Annotated in this window: 26 protein-coding genes; 9 read left to right on the top strand and 17 right to left on the bottom strand. The window is 39.9% G+C overall.

From position 1 onward, the window contains the following. Nucleotides 1-241 precede the first annotated feature (241 nt). The 4 genes from dnaK to IQ244_RS11150 all read left to right on the top strand — a co-directional run bounded on the left by dnaK (nt 242) and on the right by IQ244_RS11150 (nt 5,410). The gene (dnaK, locus tag IQ244_RS11135; RefSeq protein WP_193893548.1) at nt 242-2,149 is read left to right on the top strand and encodes a molecular chaperone DnaK; all 1,908 of its coding nucleotides are present in this window, start codon (nt 242-244) and stop codon (nt 2,147-2,149) included. A 201-nt stretch (nt 2,150-2,350) separates the two neighbouring features. Then, nucleotides 2,351-3,001: an acetoacetate decarboxylase family protein gene (locus tag IQ244_RS11140; protein WP_193893551.1), complete on the top strand. Its 651-nt coding sequence runs from the start codon at nt 2,351-2,353 to the stop codon at nt 2,999-3,001. Between the two features lie 156 nt (nt 3,002-3,157). Further along, nucleotides 3,158-4,315 (top strand): FIST signal transduction protein, encoded by a 1,158-nt coding sequence (locus tag IQ244_RS11145; RefSeq protein WP_193893554.1) that lies wholly within the window; start codon nt 3,158-3,160, stop codon nt 4,313-4,315. 3 nt (nt 4,316-4,318) lie between these two features. Next, nucleotides 4,319-5,410, top strand: a complete 1,092-nt coding sequence (locus IQ244_RS11150) for an ATP-binding protein (RefSeq protein ID WP_322746051.1) — start codon at nt 4,319-4,321, stop codon at nt 5,408-5,410. An 86-nt stretch (nt 5,411-5,496) separates the two neighbouring features. Here IQ244_RS11150 and IQ244_RS11155 read toward each other — a convergent pair whose 3' ends face one another. From IQ244_RS11155 to IQ244_RS11185, 7 genes are all read right to left on the bottom strand, one after another. Next, nucleotides 5,497-6,180 carry a Uma2 family endonuclease gene (locus IQ244_RS11155; protein WP_193893557.1) on the bottom strand — a complete coding sequence of 228 codons (684 nt, stop codon included), beginning with the start codon at nt 6,178-6,180 and terminating at the stop codon, nt 5,497-5,499. 92 nt (nt 6,181-6,272) lie between these two features. Beyond that, complete coding sequence (locus IQ244_RS11160; protein WP_193893560.1) at nt 6,273-6,644, bottom strand: hypothetical protein; 372 nt, start codon at nt 6,642-6,644, stop codon at nt 6,273-6,275. Continuing rightward, a complete protein-coding gene (locus IQ244_RS11165) occupies nt 6,637-7,638 on the bottom strand; it encodes an LLM class flavin-dependent oxidoreductase (RefSeq protein WP_193893563.1) in 1,002 nt (333 codons plus the stop codon). Before IQ244_RS11165 ends, IQ244_RS11160 begins: the two co-directional genes overlap by 8 nt. 12 nt (nt 7,639-7,650) lie before the next feature. Then, nucleotides 7,651-7,986: a hypothetical protein gene (locus IQ244_RS11170; RefSeq protein WP_193893652.1), complete on the bottom strand. Its 336-nt coding sequence runs from the start codon at nt 7,984-7,986 to the stop codon at nt 7,651-7,653. A gap of 230 nt (nt 7,987-8,216) precedes the next feature. Beyond that, on the bottom strand, nt 8,217-8,528 hold the full coding sequence (locus tag IQ244_RS11175; RefSeq protein ID WP_193893565.1) for a hypothetical protein: 312 nt from the start codon (nt 8,526-8,528) through the stop codon (nt 8,217-8,219). 2 nt (nt 8,529-8,530) lie between these two features. Then, entirely contained in the window at nt 8,531-8,812 is a 282-nt protein-coding gene (locus IQ244_RS11180) for a hypothetical protein (RefSeq protein ID WP_193893568.1), read from the bottom strand. 30 nt (nt 8,813-8,842) lie between these two features. Further along, entirely contained in the window at nt 8,843-9,247 is a 405-nt protein-coding gene (locus tag IQ244_RS11185) for a hypothetical protein (protein ID WP_193893571.1), read from the bottom strand. Between the two features lie 1,185 nt (nt 9,248-10,432). On the opposite strand from IQ244_RS11185, the gene cysK reads away from it, so the two are divergent. After that, a complete protein-coding gene (gene cysK / locus IQ244_RS11190; RefSeq protein WP_193893574.1) occupies nt 10,433-11,377 on the top strand; it encodes a cysteine synthase A in 945 nt (314 codons plus the stop codon). 99 nt (nt 11,378-11,476) lie between these two features. Here cysK and IQ244_RS11195 read toward each other — a convergent pair whose 3' ends face one another. Both IQ244_RS11195 and IQ244_RS11200 read right to left on the bottom strand, forming a co-directional pair. Further along, entirely contained in the window at nt 11,477-11,953 is a 477-nt protein-coding gene (locus IQ244_RS11195; protein ID WP_193893577.1) for an ArsC/Spx/MgsR family protein, read from the bottom strand. A gap of 187 nt (nt 11,954-12,140) precedes the next feature. Next, complete coding sequence (locus IQ244_RS11200) at nt 12,141-12,752, bottom strand: cupin (RefSeq protein WP_193893580.1); 612 nt, start codon at nt 12,750-12,752, stop codon at nt 12,141-12,143. Between the two features lie 34 nt (nt 12,753-12,786). Here IQ244_RS11200 and IQ244_RS11205 point away from each other — a divergent pair, with 34 nt between their 5' ends. Beyond that, the gene (locus tag IQ244_RS11205; RefSeq protein ID WP_193893583.1) at nt 12,787-12,942 is read left to right on the top strand and encodes a hypothetical protein; all 156 of its coding nucleotides are present in this window, start codon (nt 12,787-12,789) and stop codon (nt 12,940-12,942) included. A gap of 60 nt (nt 12,943-13,002) precedes the next feature. On the opposite strand, the gene IQ244_RS11210 is transcribed toward IQ244_RS11205, so the two are convergent. The 5 genes from IQ244_RS11210 to fdxB all read right to left on the bottom strand — a co-directional run bounded on the left by IQ244_RS11210 (nt 13,003) and on the right by fdxB (nt 18,332). After that, nucleotides 13,003-13,488 (bottom strand): hypothetical protein, encoded by a 486-nt coding sequence (locus IQ244_RS11210; protein ID WP_193893586.1) that lies wholly within the window; start codon nt 13,486-13,488, stop codon nt 13,003-13,005. A gap of 285 nt (nt 13,489-13,773) precedes the next feature. Beyond that, nucleotides 13,774-14,364: a cytochrome c oxidase subunit 3 gene (locus IQ244_RS11215; RefSeq protein WP_193893655.1), complete on the bottom strand. Its 591-nt coding sequence runs from the start codon at nt 14,362-14,364 to the stop codon at nt 13,774-13,776. A 347-nt stretch (nt 14,365-14,711) separates the two neighbouring features. Continuing rightward, nucleotides 14,712-16,391: a cytochrome c oxidase subunit I gene (gene ctaD / locus IQ244_RS11220; RefSeq protein WP_193893588.1), complete on the bottom strand. Its 1,680-nt coding sequence runs from the start codon at nt 16,389-16,391 to the stop codon at nt 14,712-14,714. 45 nt (nt 16,392-16,436) lie between these two features. After that, the gene (locus tag IQ244_RS11225) at nt 16,437-17,414 is read right to left on the bottom strand and encodes a cytochrome c oxidase subunit II (RefSeq protein WP_193893592.1); all 978 of its coding nucleotides are present in this window, start codon (nt 17,412-17,414) and stop codon (nt 16,437-16,439) included. 624 nt (nt 17,415-18,038) lie between these two features. Beyond that, nucleotides 18,039-18,332, bottom strand: coding sequence for a ferredoxin III, nif-specific (gene fdxB, locus IQ244_RS11230; RefSeq protein ID WP_193893595.1), 294 nt, complete (start codon nt 18,330-18,332; stop codon nt 18,039-18,041). Between the two features lie 888 nt (nt 18,333-19,220). On the opposite strand from fdxB, the gene IQ244_RS11235 reads away from it, so the two are divergent. From IQ244_RS11235 to IQ244_RS11245, 3 genes are all read left to right on the top strand, one after another. Next, on the top strand, nt 19,221-20,810 hold the full coding sequence (locus IQ244_RS11235) for a helix-turn-helix domain-containing protein (protein ID WP_193893598.1): 1,590 nt from the start codon (nt 19,221-19,223) through the stop codon (nt 20,808-20,810). Between the two features lie 208 nt (nt 20,811-21,018). Further along, nucleotides 21,019-22,365, top strand: a complete 1,347-nt coding sequence (locus tag IQ244_RS11240) for an ATP-binding protein (RefSeq protein WP_193893601.1) — start codon at nt 21,019-21,021, stop codon at nt 22,363-22,365. Then, nucleotides 22,322-23,875, top strand: coding sequence for a tetratricopeptide repeat protein (locus IQ244_RS11245; RefSeq protein ID WP_193893604.1), 1,554 nt, complete (start codon nt 22,322-22,324; stop codon nt 23,873-23,875). The genes IQ244_RS11240 and IQ244_RS11245 overlap by 44 nt, the downstream gene beginning before the upstream one ends. A gap of 201 nt (nt 23,876-24,076) precedes the next feature. Here IQ244_RS11245 and IQ244_RS11250 read toward each other — a convergent pair whose 3' ends face one another. From IQ244_RS11250 to hypA, 3 genes are read right to left on the bottom strand one after another with little or no spacing between them, the layout of a single operon-like run. Then, nucleotides 24,077-24,388 (bottom strand): hypothetical protein, encoded by a 312-nt coding sequence (locus IQ244_RS11250; RefSeq protein WP_193893607.1) that lies wholly within the window; start codon nt 24,386-24,388, stop codon nt 24,077-24,079. A 54-nt stretch (nt 24,389-24,442) separates the two neighbouring features. Continuing rightward, entirely contained in the window at nt 24,443-25,276 is an 834-nt protein-coding gene (gene hypB / locus IQ244_RS11255; RefSeq protein ID WP_193893609.1) for a hydrogenase nickel incorporation protein HypB, read from the bottom strand. Further along, nucleotides 25,267-25,608 carry a hydrogenase maturation nickel metallochaperone HypA gene (gene hypA, locus IQ244_RS11260; RefSeq protein ID WP_193893612.1) on the bottom strand — a complete coding sequence of 114 codons (342 nt, stop codon included), beginning with the start codon at nt 25,606-25,608 and terminating at the stop codon, nt 25,267-25,269. Before hypA ends, hypB begins: the two co-directional genes overlap by 10 nt. Nucleotides 25,609-25,715 lie beyond the last annotated feature (107 nt).

Below are 25,715 nucleotides of genomic sequence, written 5' to 3' on the forward strand. Positions count from 1 at the left end.
TGAACCAACTAAACAAATCTTTAAAATTAACCGTCCCCCATAAGGTTCGGGAAACCACCCTTCATGGACTGGCTATACAAGCTCAGTATATATATCAGCAGAACTTGGGGCTATAACCCCAATAAAACCGAGCTAAAGGTCATTGATGCTGAAGTGACTGCTTTCATAAACCAGTTGGTTCAAGATTTAGTCCTTATATTCCCATTCATTCATTTGTAGTTATACGGAGCCAGCACATAAAATGGCAAAAGTAGTTGGAATTGACTTAGGTACAACTAACTCCTGCGTCGCAGTAATGGAAGGTGGTAAACCCACGGTTATTGCTAACGCAGAAGGTTTTCGGACAACACCATCGGTAGTAGCGTTTGCCAAAAATGGCGATACTCTGGTGGGGCAAATCGCCAAACGCCAAGCGGTGATGAATCCAGAAAACACTTTTTATTCAGTTAAGCGCTTTATCGGTCGTCGCTATGACGAAGTGACTAATGAAGCAACAGAAGTTTCTTATAAAGTCCTCAGCAGCAGTGGTAACGTCAAGCTAGACTCTCCTGGCGCTGGCAAACAATTTGCTCCTGAAGAAATTTCTGCCAAGGTTCTCCGCAAATTAGTGGAAGACGCAAGCAAATATCTGGGCGAAACTGTTACTCAAGCAGTAATCACTGTTCCGGCATACTTCAACGACTCCCAACGTCAAGCCACCAAAGACGCTGGTAAAATCGCTGGTATTGAAGTCCTGCGGATTATCAACGAACCGACAGCTGCTTCTCTGGCTTATGGCTTTGATAAGAAAAGCAACGAAACCATTCTGGTATTTGACTTAGGTGGTGGTACATTCGACGTATCCGTACTCGAAGTTGGCGACGGTGTATTTGAAGTGTTAGCTACTTCTGGTGACACTCACCTTGGTGGTGACGACTTTGATAAGAAAATTGTTGATTTCTTAGCTGAACAGTTCCGTAAAGACGAAGGTATTGACCTCCGCAAAGATAGACAAGCACTGCAACGTTTAACAGAAGCGGCAGAAAAAGCCAAAATTGAGCTTTCCAGCGTTACCCAAGCGGAAATTAACTTACCATTTATTACCGCTACCCAGGATGGGCCGAAGCATCTGGATACGACGCTGACTCGCGCTAAGTTTGAAGAACTTTGCTCTGACTTGATTGACCGTTCTCGTATTCCCGTGGAGAATGCGTTACGTGATGCCAAGTTAAGCAAAAATGATATCGATGAAGTGGTACTAGTTGGTGGTTCCACCCGGATTCCCGCAGTTCAAGAGTTGGTGAAGCGGATTTTGGGTAGAGACCCTAACCAAACTGTTAACCCTGATGAAGTAGTAGCTGTTGGTGCTGCAATTCAAGCAGGTGTGTTGGCTGGTGATGTTACAGGTATCTTGTTGTTAGACGTAACACCATTGTCCTTGGGTGTGGAAACCTTGGGCGGTGTGATGACTAAGATTATTCCTCGTAACACCACAATTCCTACCAAAAAATCAGAGGTATTCTCCACTGCAGTGGATGGTCAAACTAACGTAGAAATTCACGTCCTCCAAGGTGAACGGGAATTTGCTAACGATAATAAGAGTTTGGGAACCTTCCGCCTCGATGGTATTCCACCTGCACCTCGTGGCGTGCCTCAAATCGAAGTGGTATTCGATATTGATGCTAACGGTATCCTCAACGTGACTGCTAAGGACAAAGGCACTGGTAAGGAACAGTCCATTAGCATTACTGGCGCTTCGACCTTAGATAAGAATGATGTTGACCGGATGGTACGCGAAGCAGAACAAAATGCTTCCTCTGACAAAGAGCGTCGTGAGAAAATTGAACGCAAGAACCAAGCTGACTCCTTAGCATACCAAGCTGAAAAGCAACTGCAAGAATTAGGTGATAAAGTTCCTGCTGCTGACAAAACCAAAGTTGAAGGTTTGATAAAAGATCTGCGGGAAGCTGTTGCGAAGGAAGATGACGAGCAAATTGCCAAGCTTACGCCAGAATTGCAACAAGCGCTATTCGCAGTTGGTAGCAATATCTATCAACAAGCTGGTGGTACTGCACCAGGCGCTGAACCTCAAGATGGCGGTAGTGGTTCTTCTACTTCCTCTGGTACTGGTGATGATGTAATTGACGCAGATTTCACTGAAAGCAAATAATTCCTCCAATGTTGTAGGGAAGGTGAGACATTCCTTACTCAATATTTCCCATCCAGGTATTCGCCTGGGTGGGGATTTTTTTTATGGGGGAATTTGATAGTAAGTAATTGGGGCTAGAGCGGGTTATAGGTTACAGATTTAAAAGCCTTGTTTCGATTTTTAGTCATCAACAATTCTCAATCCAAAATCTAAAATTTTTATATGTCATATCCTGCAACACCTTGGATACTTAGAGGGAAGGCTCTTGCCTCTTTACATCTGGTAAATATTAACCAAGTACGCTCCCTCATTCCGTCTGAATTTCAAATTTTTTCTGTATGGCCGGGTAAAACTCTCGCTGCTGTTTATTTATCTGATTACACCCAAGGTTCTGTGTTGGAATACAGTGAGTTAATTGTTGCTCCAGCTGTGGTTAGTTATCGAAATAAAATTGGTGCTTGGATTTCGCACATTTATGTAGATAATGCTGATTCTGTGGCTGGTGGTCGAGAGATTTGGGGATTACCCAAAGAGTTAGCCGATTTTACCTGGGAAGACGATAAGCGGGTGAGGGTGCGTCAGGGCGATCGCAAGTTGTGTACTCTGAATTATACTCAGCAAAGTTTAGCGTGGCGACAAAGGCTGACTGGTTCTACCTTCAGTGTTAAAGGTGTGGAGTTACTCAAATTTTCGGCTGAATGTGAAGCGCTGTTAGGTTTGATTAGTTCCCAATTAGAAGTCCCTGGGGAAAGTCCCTTTTCGAGTATAGGGTTAGGTCAGCCTTTTTTAACTGCGCGTGTTGAACAGATGATATTAACGGTTGCTCGTCCAGAAGTTGTGGGACAAACAGTAGGCGAAGTGATTTATCGGTAAAATGGCGATCGCACTAACTATGGTTTTTGATTGTAGATGTATTGCTAAAAATTTCTAAGTAATTCTTACATACCCTGAATAAATTTATAGTTAGCTTGATTAAAGTAATCTGGTTTGGGAATAATAAGCCCACGGTTAAAATAATCCCAGATATATATGTTGAATGTAGTAGTTGGCCATAGTAATGATCCAGATTCTTTAGCGGCCATTACTGAAGTTATAGAGCAATGTCAAGATAATTTAGGTGGGAAATTTCCTCAAGCTGGTATTTTATTTGCGGCAATTGACTTTGATTATGCACTCATCTTGCAAGAAATTGTGCAAGCTTTTCCAGGAATTGAGTTAATTGGTGGTACAACCGATGCCGAAATCTCTTCATTATTAAAGTTTCAACAAGATTCAATAGCTTTAATGCTATTTTGTGCTGATGAAATTGAAATTTATGCCGGATTAGGTAGGAACCTATCAAAAGACCCAATTTTAGCTACTAAACAAGCTGTAGAACAAGCAAAATCAAAGATTAAAAATCAAGCTCTGACTCAATTATGTTTGACTTTTCCAGAAAGTTTAACAGTTGATGGAGTGGCGATTGTAGAAGGCTTAAAACTAGCTCTAGGGAAAGATATTCCTATTTTTGGTGGGTTAACGGCTGATCAATGGAAATTTGAAAAAACATATCAATTTTTTCAAACTGAGATTCTGCATGATGCTGTTCCTCTATTGATCTTCTCTGGTAAATTCTTGTTTTCTCAAGGAGTTGCTAGTGGTTGGCATCCTCTAGGAAAAAAAGGCAAAGTTACTAAGGTTGATAAAAATATTCTCTATGAAATTGATGGCAAACCAGCATTAGATTTCTATCATCATTATTTAGGTGGTCTTTCTCCTTCTGGTGAATATCCTTTAGCCGTGTTTGAATCAGAAGCAGAAGAATTTTATATGCGTGCGCCTAGTATTCATGATATAAAAACTGGTAGCATTACTTTTTTGGGAGAAGTACCAGCAGATACTTTTGTCCAAATAGCACAAGCTAGTCGAGATGAAATTTTAGGTGCTGCTAAAACCTCAATTCTAAATGCGTTAAATAATTATCCAGGTAAACAGCCAGATACGGCTTTATTTTTTTCTTGTGCAGCTCGTCGGCTATTACTAGGTACACGCACAATAGAAGAGTATCAACTTGCTCAAGAATGTTTGACCGAATCAATTCCAGGTTGTGGTTTTTATACTCATGGTGAAATTTCACCATTAAATGGTGGCGGCGAAACTAGATTGCATCATGAAACATTTGTAACTCTTTTGATAGGAATGCATTAAACAATGATGCAATTAGGCTATGAGCAGAAAATTAAAGAACTAGAAAAAGCTAATCGCATTCTCCAGAAAAAACTAGAGCGCTCTGAATCTTCAAGAATCGCATTAGAGGAAACAAATGAAAAAAAAGAGGCTTTATTTCTGAAGGTAATTGATGAATTGAGAGAATCACAAAAAACTTTAGAAGAGCAAAGTCGAGATTTGGAAGAAACTTTAAAAAAGCTCCAAGCTATGCAAAGTAAATTAGTAGCATCTGAAAAAATGTCAGCTTTAGGTATATTAGTAGCGGGTATTGCCCATGAAATCAATAATCCAATTAATTTTATCTCTGGCAATATTAACTATGTTTCTCAATATACTTCTGACATTTTAGAACTATTACAATTTTATCAAGAATGTTACCCAAATCCTGAGCTAAATATAGCAAATAAAATCAAAACAATCGATTTAGACTTTATCAAAAAAGACTTTGTACAAGTTTTAAACTCTATGGAAATTGGGACTCAGCGTATTAGCGAAATTGTGCGTTCTTTAAGGACATTTTCTCGCTTAGATGAGGCAGAAGTAAAAAAAGTCAATATTCATGAAGGTATTGATAGCACTTTGATGATTCTGCAAAATCGGCTCAAATCTCGAATTGATTATCCAGAAATTACCGTGATTAAAGAATACGGACATCTACCCTTAGTAGAATGTTATGCAGGTAAACTTAATCAAGTTTTGATAAATATTATTAGCAATGCGATTGATGCTTTAGAACAAAAGTTTGATTTTAATCACTCAACTTATTCTACAACAACGGATATAACTACACTTCAACCCTCAAACTTTACTCCTACTATCAAAATTACTACAGAATTAATCAATAACTTGATTTCTATCCGTATTAGCGATAATGGGATTGGAATTAATGAAAAAATAACACAACAAATATTTAACCCTTTTTTCACTACTAAACCAGTTGGTAAAGGTACAGGTTTAGGTCTTTCTATTAGCTATCAAATTATTGTAGAAAATCATCAAGGTCAACTAGAATATAAATCTATTCCTGGTATCGGTACAGAATTTATCATTATGATTCCTCAACAACGGGTTTAGCTGTATATTATTTACCTATTGCAATCAGCCGTATCTAGGCAAATACTGGGCTAGTTGTTATGTAGCGTGACAATTTTAGTTAATTTTCAATCACTAGCTAGATTATCAGGATCTATGCCAAGGGATAGCAGATGTTGCGCTAAATGTTCGGCGCGTTCTTCGGCTGTGAGGTAGCGCGTACCTCGTTCATCATACCAAGACAGTAATTCTTGGGGAATGCCACCCACTGCACCTTGATATCGACCAATACCTAAACCGATTTCTGGCATCCAGCAAGGTTCACCTATCTGTAATTGATAGTTACCATCTACTAACTTATACACTTCAAAGGGTTGATGTTGGTCTCGTCGCCAATATTCGGGATTGTAAATTACGTAATATAACACGCCAAGCTTGGCATAAATTGCCATTTTTTCGGTGTATTCTTCCCCTGGGGTATGGGATACCATCTCTAATGTCAAGATGGGAACTACCTCGTTCTCTTCCCAGACTGCGTAACTTTTGCGTGATTTCCTGCCTTTTCTCCGTTCTACCCCCACGCTTAAAAACGCATCTGGGACTACAGGAACTCTGGGGTTAACTCCGGTGGTGTGATAAACTGCCATATCTACACCAAAGTACCAATTTTGCCGATTTGTCCAAATAGTATTGAGTAAAAATAATAGAATGTTGGGCAATAAGTTTTGGTCTTCGTTATCCACTGGTGTATCGTCTGAGGATGGCAGTTCATCAGTGCTGGGTAACGCATTTTTGAGATCGGGGGAGAGCATAACCGTCATCTCACTGGCGTTGGATTTATTAATTATAAAGAAAAACCCAGCGTTTCTAAAAAAACTGGGTTTCTGAGTTTAATAAATATGACTTATAGCCAATCTCGATAAGCAGAGATTTCATTCACGCTAATTTCTAACGGATCACCTTTACCAAAAGGGGGATAAACTTTGATTTTGGCATTAGTGGTAAATCGCTCTAATCTATTGCCTAATTGGGGAATATTGCTTACTATATGCCAGTAAGATACGATGTCAGGGCAATCAATTACTAACATCACTTTGGTGTTTTTATCAGTGAGATACCACTGACAACTATTGAGTAAAGCTTGAGTAATGCGATCGCAACTGTAATAAAAACATCGTCCAATCGATTGCTCTAGCTCTAGGTGTAGCATTCCATCCTCTTTTGTTACCTTGGTTGGAGGTAAATCATCGGGTGGAAGTAGGTTTAATTTAGACATAATTGCGTACCTCTTGGCTGTAGCGCTGCAAACTTTCGATGTTTTTTTGCATATCAAACGATGTCGGTTTGAGCGCTAATGTACCTAGATTCAATTCGTCCTGAAACTTTTTGATTTTGTCTCGACAAGTGATAGCATCACCAATGATTGAGTTTTCAATCAAATAGTCTTCGTCAAAACAAATGTTTGTGCGGTCAAATGCTTTATGACCATTGGAACTATTCTGCATTACTACTGCCGAATTAGCCTGCATTTTTTGGCTAAATTGGCGGATAAAAGGCATAGCTTCGGTGATAGCCGCCTCGTTGGTTTGTCCAACAAAGAAGAACCGCGCTAAGACAAAATTTTCGGCACCGCTGGGATTAATCTCTCGATATTGGCTGAGAGTCTTTTTCAATCTCTCTAGCGCAAAGGGTGGCCCTCCCATTAAGCTCAAGGAATTTTTAGCGGCGAATTCTATGCTTGTATCATCACCACTGGCTATATATACAGGGATTTGCTCTTGCAAAGGTTTGGGGTAAACTGTGAGGCGATCGCATTGATAATGTTGTCCATGAAATGAAACTTCATTTTCATATAACAACTTGTGAATTAATGCGATCGCCTCTAACATTCTGGCGCGAGATTCTCCCATTGAAATGCCAAAATGTTTGTTTTGCTGGGGAAAAGGGCCGCCTTTGGCAACTCCAAATAATAATCTGCCATTACACAAATTATCCAAGGTGGCAATATCTTCTGCTACTCGAATCGGGTTGTGAAATGGCAATAAAACCGCCGCTGTACCTAAGCGAATAGTTGAGGTGACACCCGCTAAATGTGCCATCAATAACAGCATAGAAGAACTGATATTGATTTCACTAAAATGATGCTCACTCACCCAAGCTTCTTCAAAGTTTAAGCTTTCGGCTTGTCTAACTAAAGCGACTTGCTCAAAAATTGCTCGGCGGTCATTTTGGTGATGATTTTCGTAATTGCAGAAAAGTCCAATTTTCATTATTTGCTATTTTTAGGTCGCTACCATTTGCAACTCCAACCACAAGCGCGGATCAGTATCTTTTAGCGTCGATTTGGGGTCACGAATCAAGCGTTTAGCGTTCATACAAACTACTTGAACTAATCCCATATTGTCTGCTATATCTCTAAGGATTCTTTGTTGTTCTCTAATATGGGGCAGCATTTCCTCAGAACAGTAAATACCTATGTATTGCAAACGTCTAGGTGGTCTTCCCCAAAAACAGGTGATGACTTTCACATGACACCCGTCTAGTAATTCCCCAACTTTTGGATAATACTCGCTGACAATTCTTTTGAATTCCTTAGCGATGATATCTTCAGTAATCATTTTAACTGATATTTCTGTAGCGTTCATCACGCTATTTAATATAACATATATTTGTCAATCAAGTATGACATAAAAGGTGTTCTATGTTGCATAATATTGTTAAATAATATATAAAAAGCTGTGATCGATAATAATCTCAGAGAGACTAAGATACCCGACTTCTTCAAGAAATCGGGTATCTGAATCTTTTGGAGATTTTCTAGATAATTCATCTTAAATTATCAGGTTTGTTAGCGAGATTTTCGCTCGGCGACTAATACCTCAGCAACCATTTCTGGTAAATCAGAAACGTCAGAAAATCCTTCTTTGCCACTGATAGGAGAAATAAAGGTATAGTTGGGGTCACATTCTCCTGTATCGTAAACTTGAATAAACCATCTATCAGGAAAGCCTTCTACGCCCAACTCAACAATGTACCAACTCTCGCCAAATAAACGAGATTTTATAATAGTAAACCACTCTCTGTATTCGTCACGAATATTCCAGTCTGCTAAGAGAAACTCTAACGCTATATGTCCAGCATCAGTAGCCGTCAGTAGCATGATTACTCCTTATTTGGCACTTCAGATTTTGCAGCTTCGGAATTTTTAAAGTCTGGATATAAACCTAATTGTTTAGCAAGCTCACGAGCTAAAAAAAACAAAAATTGAGCGCCATCTTGATTACCTTCATGAGCAAACATTGTAGCAACTCTAGCCATTGCTTCTACAAATTCAGCATCAATTAATTCTGAATGTGCTTCTAAAATTTCTGGTTCTTGACCATTAGGACATTGCAGTAATTTATCGATTAAATCAAAATATTGGGCTTGCCGTTCTTCAGTCATGATATTTTTAAATTTTGTAGCGTGGATTGATTATTGTTCAATACTTTGTTGCCAAAGTTTTTCTAACATTTCTACTTGTTCTTGAAATACGGCAGCGCGATGTACTAGATATCTATCGTATACAAGAATTCCTAACCCAATGCACACAGGGGTTAGTAAGATAAACCATTGCAGGATAATGGCAAGTTTATATACAGAATCAGGTGTTGGCGATTGGTTCACGACGGGGCGATCGCAATTATTAACACCAGCCGTTACCGCAGGCTCTAAGGCTTGATTTACTTTGTTAATATTATTAACTTCACAAATTAAATTCTGTGCCTTAACTAACTCTCCATGTTTTTCCCAAACTACTTTTAGGGCTACCATCGCTGGAGAAATTACTATTAATGTTACAAGGCAAACTGTGAGAACATTTAGAAGTTTGACTTTCATTTTTGCTCTCCTTGGCTAGGTAGAGGCTAGAGGGTTTAGAGTCTAGATTAGAGAGTTTTACATAGTAAATGCTGAATTTTTATTATGGTTGATCTCCTAATAAGGTTAATTTAAGAGAGTTTCCTTGTAGAGATAAGGGAACAGTAAAATCCAAAAAAGCTGATATTAACCGTATTGGTTTCTATCTCATAAGCAGTGAAGAATATGGGTTCTATATATTCATCAATAATTGAGACATATAGTCTTATGTTTATTAAATGACACTAGTAAGTAACTAGTGAATAATTACCTATTTTTCTAAAAATTATATTTTTATACTTGTTGAATTAACGCACTCTTACTTAAAAATGTGGGGTTAAGAAGTCCCCCCTAGTTCACTAGCAAGCTAGAAAATTTCGGGGGGTAGAGGGGAATCTCTGCGTAAATCCTATATGTTTTATATCAGTCGCCCTTCTCGATGGCTGTTTAATAGGTGTGGATTAAGTTTATTAAATTGATTAAGGTTGTACTCAACACCTCAAACAATTGCTATATAAGCTTTGCAAAAATTGCTTGGGGTATAGGGACGAGTATTTCCGGGTCAAGGGACTAGTGTTGTTGAGGTGGGGTTCTGGGACTTTTGTACTCACTCTCAAAGCTAGACAGACTATCGTTAAAAAAGATTTTTTTTAATAAAATTTGATGAAGAAATTTTGTACTCAAAATAAAGAGTTCAAGTTTTAAATAACTAGATTTTGGCAAAAAGTCAATTAAATAAACACAAAATATCAAGATTTTATTCGTTAAAAATATTACTGTATCTAATTTACATTTTAGGGCTTTATGTTGGGAAAATTAGATATTAGGGGAAATTGTTATATAGGTTGTTGATTTTGGTAATTACTTTATTGAAAAATATGGAATGAGTTTTTATATATTTCTGAAGAATGAATCTCAGCTATTTAAGTTCCCGCAAATAAACTAAATTTTAGTAGCTCATAATACTTAAATAATTAAATTGTGAGTCAATGGTAGTAGTTAATACGAAATTCAGCGGAAGTCAGGCAAAATTATTTCCTGGGGTTACATATTTATGCTTTAGTGAAAGTAAATAGATTTGGCGATCGCTAACCTCAGCAGTTAGCCAAAAATGATTGTTATAAGTAAATATGCTGCTTTAAAATTAAATGTTTTCGGAGTTAATTTATGCAAATTGCTAAAGATGTCACAGAACTTATCGGCAGAACTCCCTTAGTTCAACTCAATAAAATTCCCCAAGCGGAAGGCGCAGTGGCGCGGATAGTTGCCAAACTCGAAGGGATGAATCCAGCAGCTTCGGTGAAAGACCGCATTGGCTTGAGTATGGTACTTGCAGCGGAAGCCGAGGGTTTCATCACACCGGGGAAAACTATTTTAGTTGAGCCAACTTCTGGAAATACCGGAATCGCTTTGGCAATGGTAGCAGCAGCCCGTGGTTACAGCCTAATTTTGACTATGCCAGAAACTATGAGCCAAGAACGGCGCTCAATGCTCCGCGCCTATGGTGCAAAATTAGAATTAACAGCAGGCCCAGAAGGAATGCGGGGCGCAATTCGCAAAGCCGAGGAAATCGTGGCGAATACACCCGAAGCATATATGCTTCAACAGTTTCGCAACCCAGCTAACCCGAAAATTCACCGCGAAACTACCGCCGAAGAAATTTGGGCAGATACTGATGGAGAAGTTGATATTGTAATTGCTGGAGTCGGTACTGGCGGGACAATTACCGGAATTGCGGAAGTATTGAAACAACGTAAACCGAGTTTTCAGGCGATCGCAGTTGAACCGAGCAATAGCCCTGTCCTCTCTGGTGGCGAAGCTGGGGCGCATAAAATTCAAGGTATCGGTGCAGGATTTGTCCCCGATGTCCTGCGCTTGGAATTGGTTGATGAAGTCATCAGAGTTAGTGACGACCAAGCAATGATTTATGGACGGCGGTTAGCCAAAGAAGAAGGTTTACTATCGGGAATTTCTTCCGGTGCGGCTTTGTGTGCGGCGCTGCAAGTTGCCAAACGACCAGAAAATGCTGGTCGTTTGATTGTGATGATTCAGCCTTCCTTCGGTGAACGTTACCTCAGCACAGCAATGTTTCAAGATTTGAGCATTAGTTAAGAAGTCAAAAGTTAAAAGGAAAAAGTAAAAAGTGAAGAGTAAACGGTAAAAATATAAAATCAACTGTTTTACCTTTTGCCCTTTTACTTTTTACTTAATTTAATGTTTACAATTACCATGACCGTGGCCATGTTCATGGTCATGGTGATGACCACCGTGGGCGCAACCTTGCAAATCCTTACTCATCAAGTCTTCACTCATAGCTTGGAAGGATTCATCTACAGGCTTTAAGCCAATCCACGCGTCAAGCTTTTCGACTTCAAAACCGACTTCGCGGCGATCGCCTACTTGAATTAGGGGGCGGCGAATTAATAGCGGGTCGCGCAACATCAATACCAAGGCGGTTTCTGCGTCGATGTTTTCGGGGACAATTTCCCCAGATTTTACCTTGGGTGCAGCCCGATTAAACCATTCAGCTACAGGGCGATCACCAAAAAACGACCGTAAACCCTGAACTGTCCAAGGCTCGGTTAATAAGTTATATGCAATCACTTCATGACCAGCAGCTGTTAGTAACACTTTTTGTCTAGTGCCATTTTTACAGCCTGGTTTTTCATAAAAAATTACTCTTGCCATTGTACCCGCTCCTAATCCACTTTATGGTTTAGGACTTACGCAAAGAACCCTCTAGAAAGTGCTAAGTATTGAGTGCTGAGTGCTGAGTAAGTAAATATTATCTTGCCTCCTGCCCTCTGCCCTTCGGGTTCAGCAGTTGCTCATGGGGGAAACCCCCAAGACCGCACTGCTTCACCTCCTGCCTTTCTTAAAACTTTCGTGCAGTTTGGGTAACTAAATCAAACTCAAATCGTTGTTTTGGATCAGTTTCCCCATAAATATTAAAAGTCACAGTTGGTTCATCACCGACTGCTTGCACGCTGTGAATTGCATCGGGAGTGAAACTCACAATATCACCTGGGGATAAAGTTATTTCTCCCGTTTGTTCAATTTGATCTGGAGATTTTGAGTTGTCACTACGCCGCCAAAAGGTGTTTTTTTCTTCACCTTTTAACACCGCCACAACTCCCCAAGTTCCATGATTATGAATCGTTGAAGTTGTCCCTGGTGCAAAAGTTACTGTTTGGACTGTCAACGGAAAACCCAATTCATCGTATAAGAGAAGTACAGAAATTCCTGTTTTGGGACAAGGTTCTAAATGTTGACTTCTCACCCAGTAGGAATTGGCAATTAAGCGCCTCACCAACATCCTAATTTCTGGTAGACGGCTAGATTCATCCTCAACACCATTGAGAACATCTTCCACCTCAGTCAAAAAACGATAGAGGCGATAATTTTCTCGCAATAAATCCCAGGCTCTTACAGCTTTACAGATTTGATATTGACCGTCTCCAGTAAGTAGCCAATCCCTACCTTGCATAACTTTTTAGAATCTAAATTGAGAAGTTGAAGGCATGACAATTACTGGTGCTGCATACCAAGGGGAATTATTACTAGGCAGACTAACAGGAGATAAGGGAACAGTATTAGGAAGGGGATTTTCTGGCAGGTTAAATGTGGATAAGGGTAGAGAAAAAGAAAAACTCTTCATCATGGTTTGTAAATTTTGACCGTTGAGTGTTGGTATGTGTCATTTGTCAAATAACTCTTGACTCTTGACTTTTGACTATTCAATCATCTTCCTCGGCTGGACGTGTCAAAATATCCAGGAGGATACCAGCACCATAATCATTTTTGGGGTCAATTTCTTGAACCCTGATGCTGATTTCTTTAGCTTGTTCTATGTTTCCTAATTTAGCCAAAACCAAACCAGTAGCAGAGTAGGCATTTAAGTACAACCTGATTTGACTTTCTTCCCTCCGATTTATGAGTATGAGTTTTAGCTGTTCCCAATTTTCAGGAAAATTTTCTGCTTTTTTAATTTTATCTAATAATTTAGTTGTTGTTTGCAAGGCGAGAACATAATTATTTTTATAGTAAAAATATCTATAGGCGGAAATTAAAATGTCTGGGTTGTCTCCGGCTTCAGTGATAGCTTGTTGCATATAATTCTCGGATTCAGAATTATTATGCCAAGTATCTGCTGCTAATATGAGTAACTTTTTGACATTTTCTGGTACTTGAAACCAAGAAAATCTATTGGTATCGATTTGCATACATTTAAAGTATGAAGTGTGAAGAAAACACTGAGTAACGCATCAAAATAAATGGTGCGTTACGGCAAAATAATTATTTCTTTTATAGCCTTTCCGACTCTGGTGAGGTACAAAATTACCCCTCCCCGATCCTCCCCTTGGCAAGGGGAGGGTGCGCGACAGCGCGGGTGGGGTGTATTTTATGTGCTTGGAAATTGCTATACATTGAATTACTTTGTGCCGTAACACAACGGCAATAAAGCAGGAGGAACATCCACACTGCTTTTTGCCTCCCCTACTCAATCTTTAAAACTGATTGAGAATGTATAACAAAGAAAAAAGAACAATCCAAATGATGTCTACGAAGTGCCAGTAAATTTCTGCCATTTCGATGCCGGTGTGTTTGCTGGCGGAGTAATGTCCGGGACGCTGCGATCGCTTTAATACTCCTAAAATTAATAACAGTCCCACAAAAACGTGCAAACCGTGGAAGCCTGTTATCAGATAAAAGCAGTTGGCGAAGACGTTGGCTGTCATGCCATATCCCAAAGTTAGGTACTCATAAACTTGACCTAACAAGAAAATTGCGCCCATGATGGCGGTAATTTTGTACCATCGTTGCATTCCTGCAAGATCATTCTTTTTAATCGCTACATCACCAAAGTGAATGACGAAGCTGCTAGATACCAGAATGATGGTGTTAATTGTGGGTACGAGTAATTCTACTTCTGTTCCTTCGGGCGGCCAGACTGCTGTGGTTCCGCGAAAGAATAAGTAAGTAGCAAAGAATCCCCCAAACATCAGGGATTCGGAAATGAGGAAGGTTAATAGTCCTGGAACTCGCAAATCAGGATGATGTTCTTCCCCGTGATGTTCGCTGGGTGTGGCGACTGTCATATTTTTACCATCTGAATTTCTAACAAGGGTGAGATTTGACCTCTCCCCTAACCCCTCTCCTATGAGGCTACCGTGTACACATAAATATTCGTTGAGTGCATCTGTCCCGCCTCGGAATGAATTCCGAGTCTCATAGCGCAAGTCATCTGAAGATGACTCAAAGAAAAATTGATTTCAGTCTACTTTAGTAGACTTTGGCTATAAGCCTGAAACTTTAGTTCAAGGCGGAATGTAGTTGAACATGAAAATTTTTGACTTGTGTGTACACCGTAGCCTATGAGGAGAGGGGAATCTATATTACGCCCCTTTCCCTGGTAGGGAAGGGGGTTGGGGGGTTAGGTTTCTAACTACGCGCTGACTTCTGGTGTGGCTGTTGGTGCTATTTCGATGTTGTGACCGTAGTCGTAGGGGCCGTGGGTGACTACTGGTAAGACTTCCCAGTTTTCAATAATGGGGGGTGAACTGGTTGTCCATTCCAGGGTTAAAGCCCGCCAAGGATTATCACCTGCGACTTCTCCTTTACTCCAACTCCATAGAATATTGAGGGCGAAGGGGATGACTGATAAGCCTAAGATAAATGCGCCAATGGTACAAAGTTGATTCAAGCTAATGAATTGGGGGTCATACATGGCGACTCGTCGAGGCATACCTTGTAAACCCAATTCGTGCATAGGTAAGAAGGTAAGGTTAGTGCCGATGAAGGTGAGGGCAAAGTGAACGCGTCCCCAGCCTTCGTTTAGTTTGCGTCCGGTCATTTTGGGGAACCAGTGATATATACCTGCGTAAATACCAAATACGGAACCGCCAAATAAGACGTAGTGGAAGTGTCCAACTACATAATAGGTATCGTGGACGTGAACATCAAAGGGGGCTGTCCCCATTGTTACGCCGCTTAAACCACCCATGACGAACATCGACAACAAGCCGATCGCAAATAACATGGCGCTGGTGAAGCGAATCTTACCACCCCAGAGGGTAGCCACCCAGGCAAATATTTTTACGCCAGTGGGAACCGCAACGATGAGGGTGGAGATGGTGAAGAACATCCGCATCCAAGGAGGTGTACCACTGGTAAACATATGGTGTACCCACACGAACAAACCGACAACGCAAATTGCCACGCTGGAATATGCGATCGCTTTATATCCGAAAATGGGCTTACGGGCATGAACGGGGATGACTTCAGACATGATGCCGAAGATGGGCAGAATCATTAAGTAAACTGCCGGGTGAGAATAGAACCAGAATAAATGTTGGTAAATTACAACGTTACCGCCTGCATCTGGTTTAAAGAATGATGTGCCAAAGTTGATGTCAAATAATAGCAACACTAAACCCGCAGCTAACACAGGTGTGGAGAGAAGTGCTAGTACGGAGGTGGCTAAAATTGCCCAGCAAAATAAGGGTAGTTGATCCCATTTCATGCTAGGGACTTTCATCATCAAGATGGTGATCACAAAGTTTAGGGAACCCAAAATTGAGGAGGTTCCAACTAACACAATCGCCAAAATCCACAAAGATTGGGCAATTGGCGCGGTGACTAAACTTAGGGGTGGGTATGCTGTCCAACCAGATTGGGAACCACCAAAGAAGAAACTGGCTAACAGTAATAATCCTGCTGGTGGGTTTAACCAAAAGGCGACTGCATTCAGCTTGGGGAATGCCATATCCCTAGCACCAAGCATCAACGGGATGAGATAATTACCAAATCCCCCAATGGCACTGGGAACAATCCAGAGGAAAATCATGATTGTTCCGTGGTTGGTCATGAAGGCGTTATACAGATTGGGATCTAGTACGTCTGCATCGGGGGTGGCTAGTTCGACGCGAATTGCGATCGCCATCAATCCACCGATGATGTAAAACAGAAACGCCGTGACTAGGTATTGAATCCCAATTACTTTATGATCTACGTTGAAGGTAAAGTAGTCATACCATTTCCACGCCTGGGGATGTGCAGCGTGGCTAACTTTTGGGGATGAATTCTTATCTGGTGGCGTGTTGGGGGGAAATTCTACTTGTGTCATAAATTAGTCCTTGGTCTTTTGTCATTTGTGCTTGTCATTTGTCAGCTACTCATGACTATTGACTAATGACTTGATAGTTGCTGCACTTATACCCATGTTGTGGATGTGGGGTGCAAGAAATTCAGAGGTAGATAAATCGGCGGGATTAACTGCAACAGCTTGCTGCAAATCTGGTGTTTGAGCAAGTTTGCTTTCTGTCAACCAGCGATCGTATTCTTCAGGTGTATGGACGATGACTTGCGATCGCATGGAACCATGATAACCACCGCACAGTTCCGCACAAACTACCGGATATGTCCCGGTTTTAGTGGCGGTGAATCGCAGTTCAGTGGGGATACCAGGAAGCGCGTCTTGCTTCAATCGAAATTGAGGAACCCAAAAAGAATGAATTACATCCTGTGCTGACAAATTCAACTGCACATCAGCACCGACGGGAACGTGTAATTCACCAGTGGTAACGCCACTGTTGGGATAGTCGAATATCCAAGCAAACTGTATCCCTTTGACGTTCACTACCAAGTCAGCGGGTTTGCTGTCGCTGTTTTTTGCACCAATCCCAATGCTGGGGGCTGAAGTTGCTTCGGCGGTATCATTGAGGGTAGCCGCCATCGCAGTTCCCGAAGCGTGAGCAACATGAGCCACAGAATGAGGGTGATTTCCAGGCTCAAAACCTCCCATTTGGTTAAAAACATCTACGCTATAGATGCCTAAACCAATGACAATTACCGATGGGATGGCTGTCCAAAAAATTTCTAAGGGAACATTCCCTTCTACGGGTATACCATCAGTATCATCACCACGACGGCGACGATACTTGACTAAAAAAACGAGAATTGTTCCTTCTACAACCAGAAACAACGCGATCGCAATGGTAAACATGATATTGAAAAATCCGTCTACCAAAGGTGCTTGTAGTGATGCTTGTTCTGGTAATAGCGTGTGATTGTGACCAATCCAAACACTAGCCGCTGTAACTACTATGCCAGCGACTAGCGTCCATAGTGAAACAGGAATTTGTTGCATAAAAGATCCTGTAAGTATGAAGTATGTAGACACCCTTTGGTGGCTTGCCGTAGGCTAGTATGAAGTATGAAATGTTATCCTTGAGGCTTCATCTTTTATACTTCAGTGGCATCAACAACCCCATTATCTAAAACCGCACAAAAGCTCATCATCAAAATTTTCTAGTCTTTGATTTTTGACTTTTGAGTTCTACTTATTAACTTTGTATCTTAGATCCTATAAAATTTGGGGGAATTTTCCAGATCTCTTCAGATCCTTCCCCCAAAAACTTAAAAATATTTCTCACGACTACAACAAGAGTACCTTCTACTTCTACAAGAGTTAGTTGTTTTCAGAGGGTACTATTAGTTCTCATATTGAACAATAAAATTAGCAGCAAGTATGATTTAGTTAATAATTAACAATTTTGAATTTACGCATTTGTTTACCATGAACTTTTTACTCAGTTCAAGTAATTGCAGCAAATTTCAAGTGAGTGAAGTACATAATTAAGTTATCAAAGCTACAGAGCCTATTCTCACTCTGACTTCTGACTCCTGAATTCTGCTGTATATAAATTCCCCTCTAGATACCTTGCTTTGTACCCCCTAATCAAAACAACAACTCTTAACAGTCGCTAAATATTTAGTTGTTTAATGCTGCGTGTTTGTAGCAGTTTTTCGGACAAATCCGGGCGCAAGCTTCACAACCAATGCAGTTATCTGGGTTAGCAACCACCATTACTTTGCGCTCGATTTCATCATCATCTTCATCTTCGACAAATTCGCCTTCTTCATTGAGTGCTTTTAAATCAAGCACACTATACCCACACACTTTAATACATCTGCCACAGCCGATACATTTATCTTTGTCAATCTCCTGGGCAAATTTAGGTGTCCAGGTTTTACCTCCAAATGTCAATCCTGTTAGTGCTGCCATGAATAAACCTTCGGCGATTCTGCCTATCTAAATTGTTTGTACTTAATTTCATACTAACTTAATCTAATTGTTTTGTTTTGTTGTCAAACGATTAATTTTTCTTTCATTAAAGTTTGATGACTTTTATGCTAATTTTGAATTTTATTTTGATTAATAAATGAGAGCTTATAGCAATAAAATTCTTAGATTAGTTAAGAGCAATAATCCTGATTGTTAAAGAAATCAAGGTTTCGAGACACACATACTAAGCTAAATAAATTACTGATAAACAATAGCTATCTCTATTAATAATGAAATTCTTTTGCAGGTTGAGAAATATAGTAATTGGCTATACAAAAGATATGTTATTCAGTTACATAAATAAATTTTTAATTTGTATTACTAAAGTATTGTTAATTAGCTCTAAAGATGCCGGAATATCAGAACAGGTGGTAATTTGAGCATCTCCAGTAAAAATGTAACTTTTATAGCAGCAGTTAGCTTGATATTAAATATTAAAATTATTAATAAATGCTATTCTTATAAATCATTCTGTGTATAAATATTCGGTAAAAACCTTGGGTTAAGTTCTTCCTGCCAAACATCAAAGGTTGAGAATTAAAAAAATATGAAAGCTTAAGAAAATTTCCTAGGCTCATGATGAACAAAATCATCTAACTATTTATGAAATTTATAGTTAATGACGAACTAATATTCGGCTCGGCTTAAAAGCCTGATATAGCCTCCAATTGGATGCGAGGTCTAAATATGGATGTGGGCAATGATGAGGCAAGAAAATCTGCTTCTTGCTAGGTAATTAGTGTGGTTGTGAGTAATGAATAAACAGGACACATCCAGGGGGAGACTTGAGCCAGACATCTCAACGATTAAGTGGGAAGAAGTTGTTTTATGCCTTATACAATTCCTAACAACAGTTGCGTTGGATGTGATAACTGCCGTCCCCAATGTCCTACGGGTGCGATTCAGTTAGAAGATGATGAATATTGGATTGATCCTTGTCTGTGTAACAATTGTGAGGGCTTTTATCCTGAACCCCAGTGTGTAATAGCTTGTCCTACAAATGCTCCCATACCCTGGCAGGCGAAAAAGGGGAGATGCAAAGTCGAACCAAGGGATGCTACCAGTCAGGACTTATTTTCTAATGGGAGGAATAACCCTTTTGCTTCCGCGATCGCAATTTGGGAAGCGTGTAATGTATTGGCTCAACGCACATCCTTAAATTGGGAACAAGACGCAGAAGGATATCTATGTTACAGCCGACAAGTCAGCCAAGGCAAAGGTGCGATCGCCTTTCACATCCAAGATCCTTTTAAAGTTAGTGATTTAATCACTAATTTAGAAGCACTTGAGACAATGGATATCCGCGCGGCTTGTCTGCATTTGATATTTGCCGCCTACGCCACAACCTCAGAACAACCTTGGGAGCAAGAATTTTCGCTAGATGAACGGCAAATAGAAAAATACTTAGGGCTAGAAAAACGCAAAGACCTAAGTAAAACCGCCAAACTCACCTTAATGAAAAATCTTGTCCAACAAGCTTGTTCACTGCTGATTTCCATCGACTGGCCTCAACAAGGCCGCGTCAAAGGATTTTCAGTTACGAAATCTCGCTTGTGGCACTTAGTCCATATCCAGCATCACTTTCAAGAAGACGACAGAGGCTGTAAATACTTAGTTGGGCTAACCTTCAAAATTCGAGCCGGAGTCTGGGCGCAGTATTTCTTAAACAAACAAGCCTGTAAAGAACGCATCGCCTTTTATCAATACGGTAGTTTGCCAAAAACAGTGCTAACCACCGTTATGAGTATTTGGCAACAACACGAAGGCGCAGTCAGACTCATGCTGTGGTTACTCTTTAAAACCAAGATGGGTAGAGAACAACGCATCACTGTTCCTACCTTGCTACGCATTGCTTATGGAGGGGAAAAAGTTACCTTAGCTTCCCGCCAGCGAGAAGAACGCAAACGACTACTGCGGACATTTGAAAGTGATTTAGAAGTGCTAAATCATTTGGGAGTTAAACCTATGTTTGACCCTGTAACTTACCCAATAGAAATTCAACCACTGTGGGCAAAGTTAATGGGGATTCCTGAAGATCCTGACGAAGCCTTAGAATTCTGGATTAACGACGGTGGTGGCGAAACCCGCCTGACAGATTCCGGCCCCCGTGGGAAATGGAACCTGCTGATGAACGCGCGGATTTTGTCATTTGAACTCCCGCCAGAATGGGAACAGCAAATCTCTGACTCGGAAAAGAAGCAACGCCGCACTATCAAAAACCGAAGACGAGTCAGAATTACAGGCGATTTAGTTGGCGAACAGATTTTGGAAGCCCGCAAAAATTTAAATCTCTCCCAAAGAGAGTTAGCCAAACTCACTGGGAAAAGCCAAAGCTGGATTCGAGATGTCGAGAATGGTCGCCTCAAAGCCAAAATCGAAGACCAAGCACTTTTACGCAAGGTGTTGAACCTCGCTTAATTAGAATATTGAACGCAGATATATATAGAAAAACACAGATGACCAATGAGCATCTGTGTTTTTATGTTTGGTGTTGCTGCGAAAGATGAATTAGCTCACGCAAAGGCGCAAAGGTATGAAGAAGATAAGATTTAGTAGCGTAACTGAAAAATTGTGATGGGCGATCGCTTAAAATTTAGACGTTCGTGATTTTCATCTTAGCAACAGAATGTCTCAGCCAAATTTTCAACGTGCCAATACTCTCAAGGCGGCTTTTTTGGCTTGTAATGTTGAGCCGCTTGAACCAGCAGAAATGGAACGGTATTATGTCGATTTGTCGGAGGTGCGGAAAACTTCGGCAATTGATAATGTTAGTACAATTTTAGACTTTCAAGACGCAGGTGATTTTACAACAATTTTATTTACTGGACATCGCGGTTGTGGTAAAAGTACCGAGTTAAAAAAGATTCAAATTCTTTGGGAAAATAATTATCGGGTGATATATTTGGAAGCGAATGAAGAGACAGATATTAATGATGCCCGATATACGGATTTATATTTAATTGTCATTAAACAAGTTGAATTTGAATTAAGAAAATTAGGTTTGACTTTTGATAAAGACTTATTAAAAAGTTTTGAATTATGGTTTAAAGATATTACTCAAGAAAACGAGCAAAGTGTAGAAAAATCAGTCAACGTCGAAGCCGAAGCAACTCTCAGCCCTACGGCTCCATTTCTTGCTAAGTTAATGGTCAAGTTATTGGCGCAAATTAAAGGCTCGGATAAGCAAAAGACAACTATTCGCCAAACTCTCGAAAAAGATTTATCTCGCCTCAAATCGGATACGAATCTGTTGTTAAGCGATGCTTACATAAAATTGCGCCAGAAATTCCCTGAATGCAAAGGTTTATTAATTATCTTTGATAATTTGGATCGGGTTCCGCCTGGAGTTGCAGAACATTTATTCTTTGATTATGCGGCGCAAATGCAGGAGTTAAATTGTACGATCATTTATACAGTGCCGATTTCAATTCTTTGTTCGCCGAAAAATCCCCTGAGTCAATTTGATGGTAATCCTCATATTGTACCGATGATTAATATCTATGAATTTGAACGGCAGAAATGTGATTTAGATTATAATCAGGCTGGCTTGGATGCAATAGCTAGTGTAATTGAAAAGCGGGTTGATGTTGATGCAATTTTCGAGAGCCGCGCTCAATTGTTAGAATTAGCAAAGGCAAGTGGTGGACACGTGCGTCAGTTAATGCAAATGATGCGCTCTGCGTGTCAAACAGCAAGTACCCGCAAACATCCAAAAATTATATCTGAAGATATAGAATATGCGGTTAAGCAGCAACAATTTAGTTTTGAGAGGTTTATTCCTGAAGAACATTACGCTCATTTGGCTCAGGTTTGTTTAACTAAAAATGTGAGTAAAGATGAAATTGGACAATTAATGTTATTTAATACTTCTGTGTTGGAATATAACGGCGATAAACGATGGAATTATCCAAATCCGGTGGTGAAGCGAAATGAGTTCTTCAAACAAGCTCTCCAATCAGCACAACAACAGTGAATTACAAGCCGAAATAGCTAAATTTATTGCCTATAATCAAGATGAATTTGCAGAATTAGTAACATTTATCGATTTTGCTGAAAAGTTTACTCTAGGTTTTATTGAAATTAACTTTCCGCCCGACATAGACTTATTAATTGCTGGATTGAGACAAGAGCCTCAATGTCAATCAATCCAATTTGTAGTTTTAGATTTTCCTGATGCTAACTTGCGCTTTCTGCGGGATGAATTGGTGCAACAGTTAGCCAAAATTCCTCAAGAAAACAATAAAAAACTGGTTTTATTAATTCGGAATTTAGAAAAATCGATTGGTGTCTTTGGTGATTATCCACCAGTTTTACAAGATTTAAACTTCGTCCGTGATTCCTATCGTCAAACCGTACCCCATCCGCTGTTATTTATCTTGCCAGACTATGCGATTTCGCGGTTAGCAAAATTTGCACCTGATTTTTGGGCTTGGAAGTCAGGTTTATTTCGCTTTAAAACGACAGAATCGACTAGAGATGAGGCAATTGCTAATACTCTAAATGCAGACACAGATATAGAACGTTTACCAACACCAGAACAACAAGAACGCATCGATTTATTACATCGCCTGTTGATGGAATATAGCCCTACTGGAGAAACACCCAGCCTAGCAAATCTTCGCAATTGCTATAACATTTTAATGGAATTGGGCAAAGCGTATTTAAGTCAGTTCAAACCAATTCAAGCCAGAGAATATTTAGAAAAAGCTGGGGAAATTACTAAGAAGCTGTCTAATGATTCCTTACAAAGACAAGTCATTCATCATTTAGGTAAAAGCTATCAGCAACAACGACAGTTTGAAAAGGCAAACAGCTATCATGAACAAGCTTTAGATATTGGCAAAAAGCAAAAAAATAGTCGTGCTGTCGCCATTTCCTTGTTTTCTTTAGGTAATGTTTCCCTGGAGATGCGAAAGTTCCACCAAGCACAAGATTATTATCAACAGACTTTGGATATTGAAATCGAATCTGGAGATCGCTATTCTTGTGCCAGTACTTACCACCAGTTGGGAATGGTTGCCCAAGAGTTGCAGGAATTTAAAGAAGCCAGGCACAATTATCAACAGGCTTTGGATATTACAATCGAATATGGCGATCGCTATGGTTGTGCCAGCACCTACCACCAGTTGGGAAGAGTTGCCCAAAAATTACGGGAATTTGAACAAGCCAGGCGCAATTATCAACAGGCTTTGGATATTAAAATCGAATATGGCGATCGCTATGGTTGTGCCAGCACCTATTTTCAATTTGGTAAACTTGCAGAAGAATTAGGGGAAGTCGAAGAAGCGAAAGCGAATTACCTGCAAGCTGTACAAATTACCGCTGAGTTTAATGATGATTATCGTCTAGAATTTTCTCTTGGTAATCTTGCCCGTTTCTACCAAGTTACTAAGGATGAGAGTTTATTAGCCGCCGTATCTGAGATTTTGGGCGTGTCGGTGGAAGAAGTAAGGCAGAGTTTTGATGAAATTCGTAATTCGTAATACTTCGACTTCGCTCAATCCCGCCTCGGAATAAATTCCGAGTCTCATAGCGCAAGTCCTCTCAAGAGGACTCAACAAGAAATTTATTCCAGTCCACTGAAGTGGACTTTGGCTATTAGCCTGGAACTTTAGTTCTAGGCGGGAATGGCTTCAGATGAAAATTATCGCATTTTCTATTTCCGCGACAACAATCATAGATTTTTATTTGGCATTTGCTATTTTTGCGTTTGCATTTTCTATTTTAACGACAGCAATTATAGATTTTGCATACGCATTTGTTATTTTGGAGATCGCAATTACAGCTTTTGCATTCGCATTTGTTATTTTGGCGATCGCAATTACAGCTTTTGCATACGCATTTGTTATTTTGGCGATCGCAATTACAGCTTTTGCATACGCATTTGCTATTTCGGCGATCGCAATTACAGCTTTTGCATACGCATTTGCTATTTCGGCGATCGCGTTTTCTATTTCAGCGACAACAATTATAGATTTTGCGATCGCATATCTCATTTCACTCAGATAACTCTCACTCTCCGCGCCTCCGCGTCTCTGCGTGAATACAATTCAAACTGGTATCGATATCGCAACCTTTTCCGTCAACCACTTGTACCAACCATCTAAACCTTCACCTGTCATCGCCGACACTTGAAAAATTTGTATATTTGGGTTCACTTGTTTAGCATATTCAATACAACGTTCCACATCAAACTGCACGTAAGGCAATAAATCAACTTTGGTGAGAATCATCATCTCACTCGCGCGGAATATATGGGGATATTTTATCGGCTTATCTTCTCCCTCGGTGACAGAAAGAATTACAACTTTTGCCTGTTCACCTAAATCAAATAAAGCCGGACAAACCAAATTACCCACATTCTCAATCATCACTACAGAATTTAGTGGCGGGTTGAGTTGTTGTAATCCTCTGTCTATCATCGACGCATCTAAATGACAGCCTGTACCTGTGTTTATTTGCACAACTTTACAGCCTGTTGCTTTAATTTTTTCAGCATCATTAGTGGTTTCTTGATCACCTTCAATTACACTAATTGGTAATTGCTGCTTTAAGTCATTAATAGTGCGAGTTAATAATGTTGTTTTCCCGGCACCAGGTGAACTCATTAAATTTAAGGCGAGAATATTTCGACCTTTAAACCATCCTCTATTTTGGGCTGCTAATAAGTTATTTTTTGCTAAAATATTTTGTTCTAAAGATATAGTTGTGCCGTGAATTTTGGCGTGAATTTGTGATTGTTCATCATGATGATGAGAGTGGGTAATCACAGTGCCATCGGGTAAGGTGTGGGTATGATGGTCTTGATGGTGATGAACTTCACCAGTTTCGAGATTTGTAATTTTGCCCTCAGCATCATCAGAACAACCGCAAGTTACACACATACTTCCTCTATCTCTATTTCTTTAATTTTGAGTTCTTCGCCAGTTATTAAATCAATTCGCACACTACCACAAGTGCAAACACCAAATGGTTTATCGATAGCAAATTCAGCCCCGCATTGGCGACATTTAGCTAATCCTGGTATTTCGATAATTTCTAATATAGAATTTTCTAAAATTGTACCTTGAGTACAAATATCAAAACAAAATTTGATAGCATCAGGCATAATCGCTGAAAGTTTGCCAATTTCTAGCACTACTTTTTGCACTTTCATGCCTTTTGCGTGTTCGGTGACGATGGCTACTATATTTTGGGTTATTCCTAGTTCGTGCATATAAATAAGAGAGAATTAATTGTCTCACGCAAAGGCGCAAAGGCAAGGCAGTGCGTTGGGCAGCTTTGCCGACTTGAAGCAACTGCCGCGCAAAGAAGAGTTTAACA

Source organism: Nostoc sp. LEGE 06077 (genome assembly GCF_015207705.1).
Lineage (GTDB): Bacteria > Cyanobacteriota > Cyanobacteriia > Cyanobacteriales > Nostocaceae > Nostoc_B.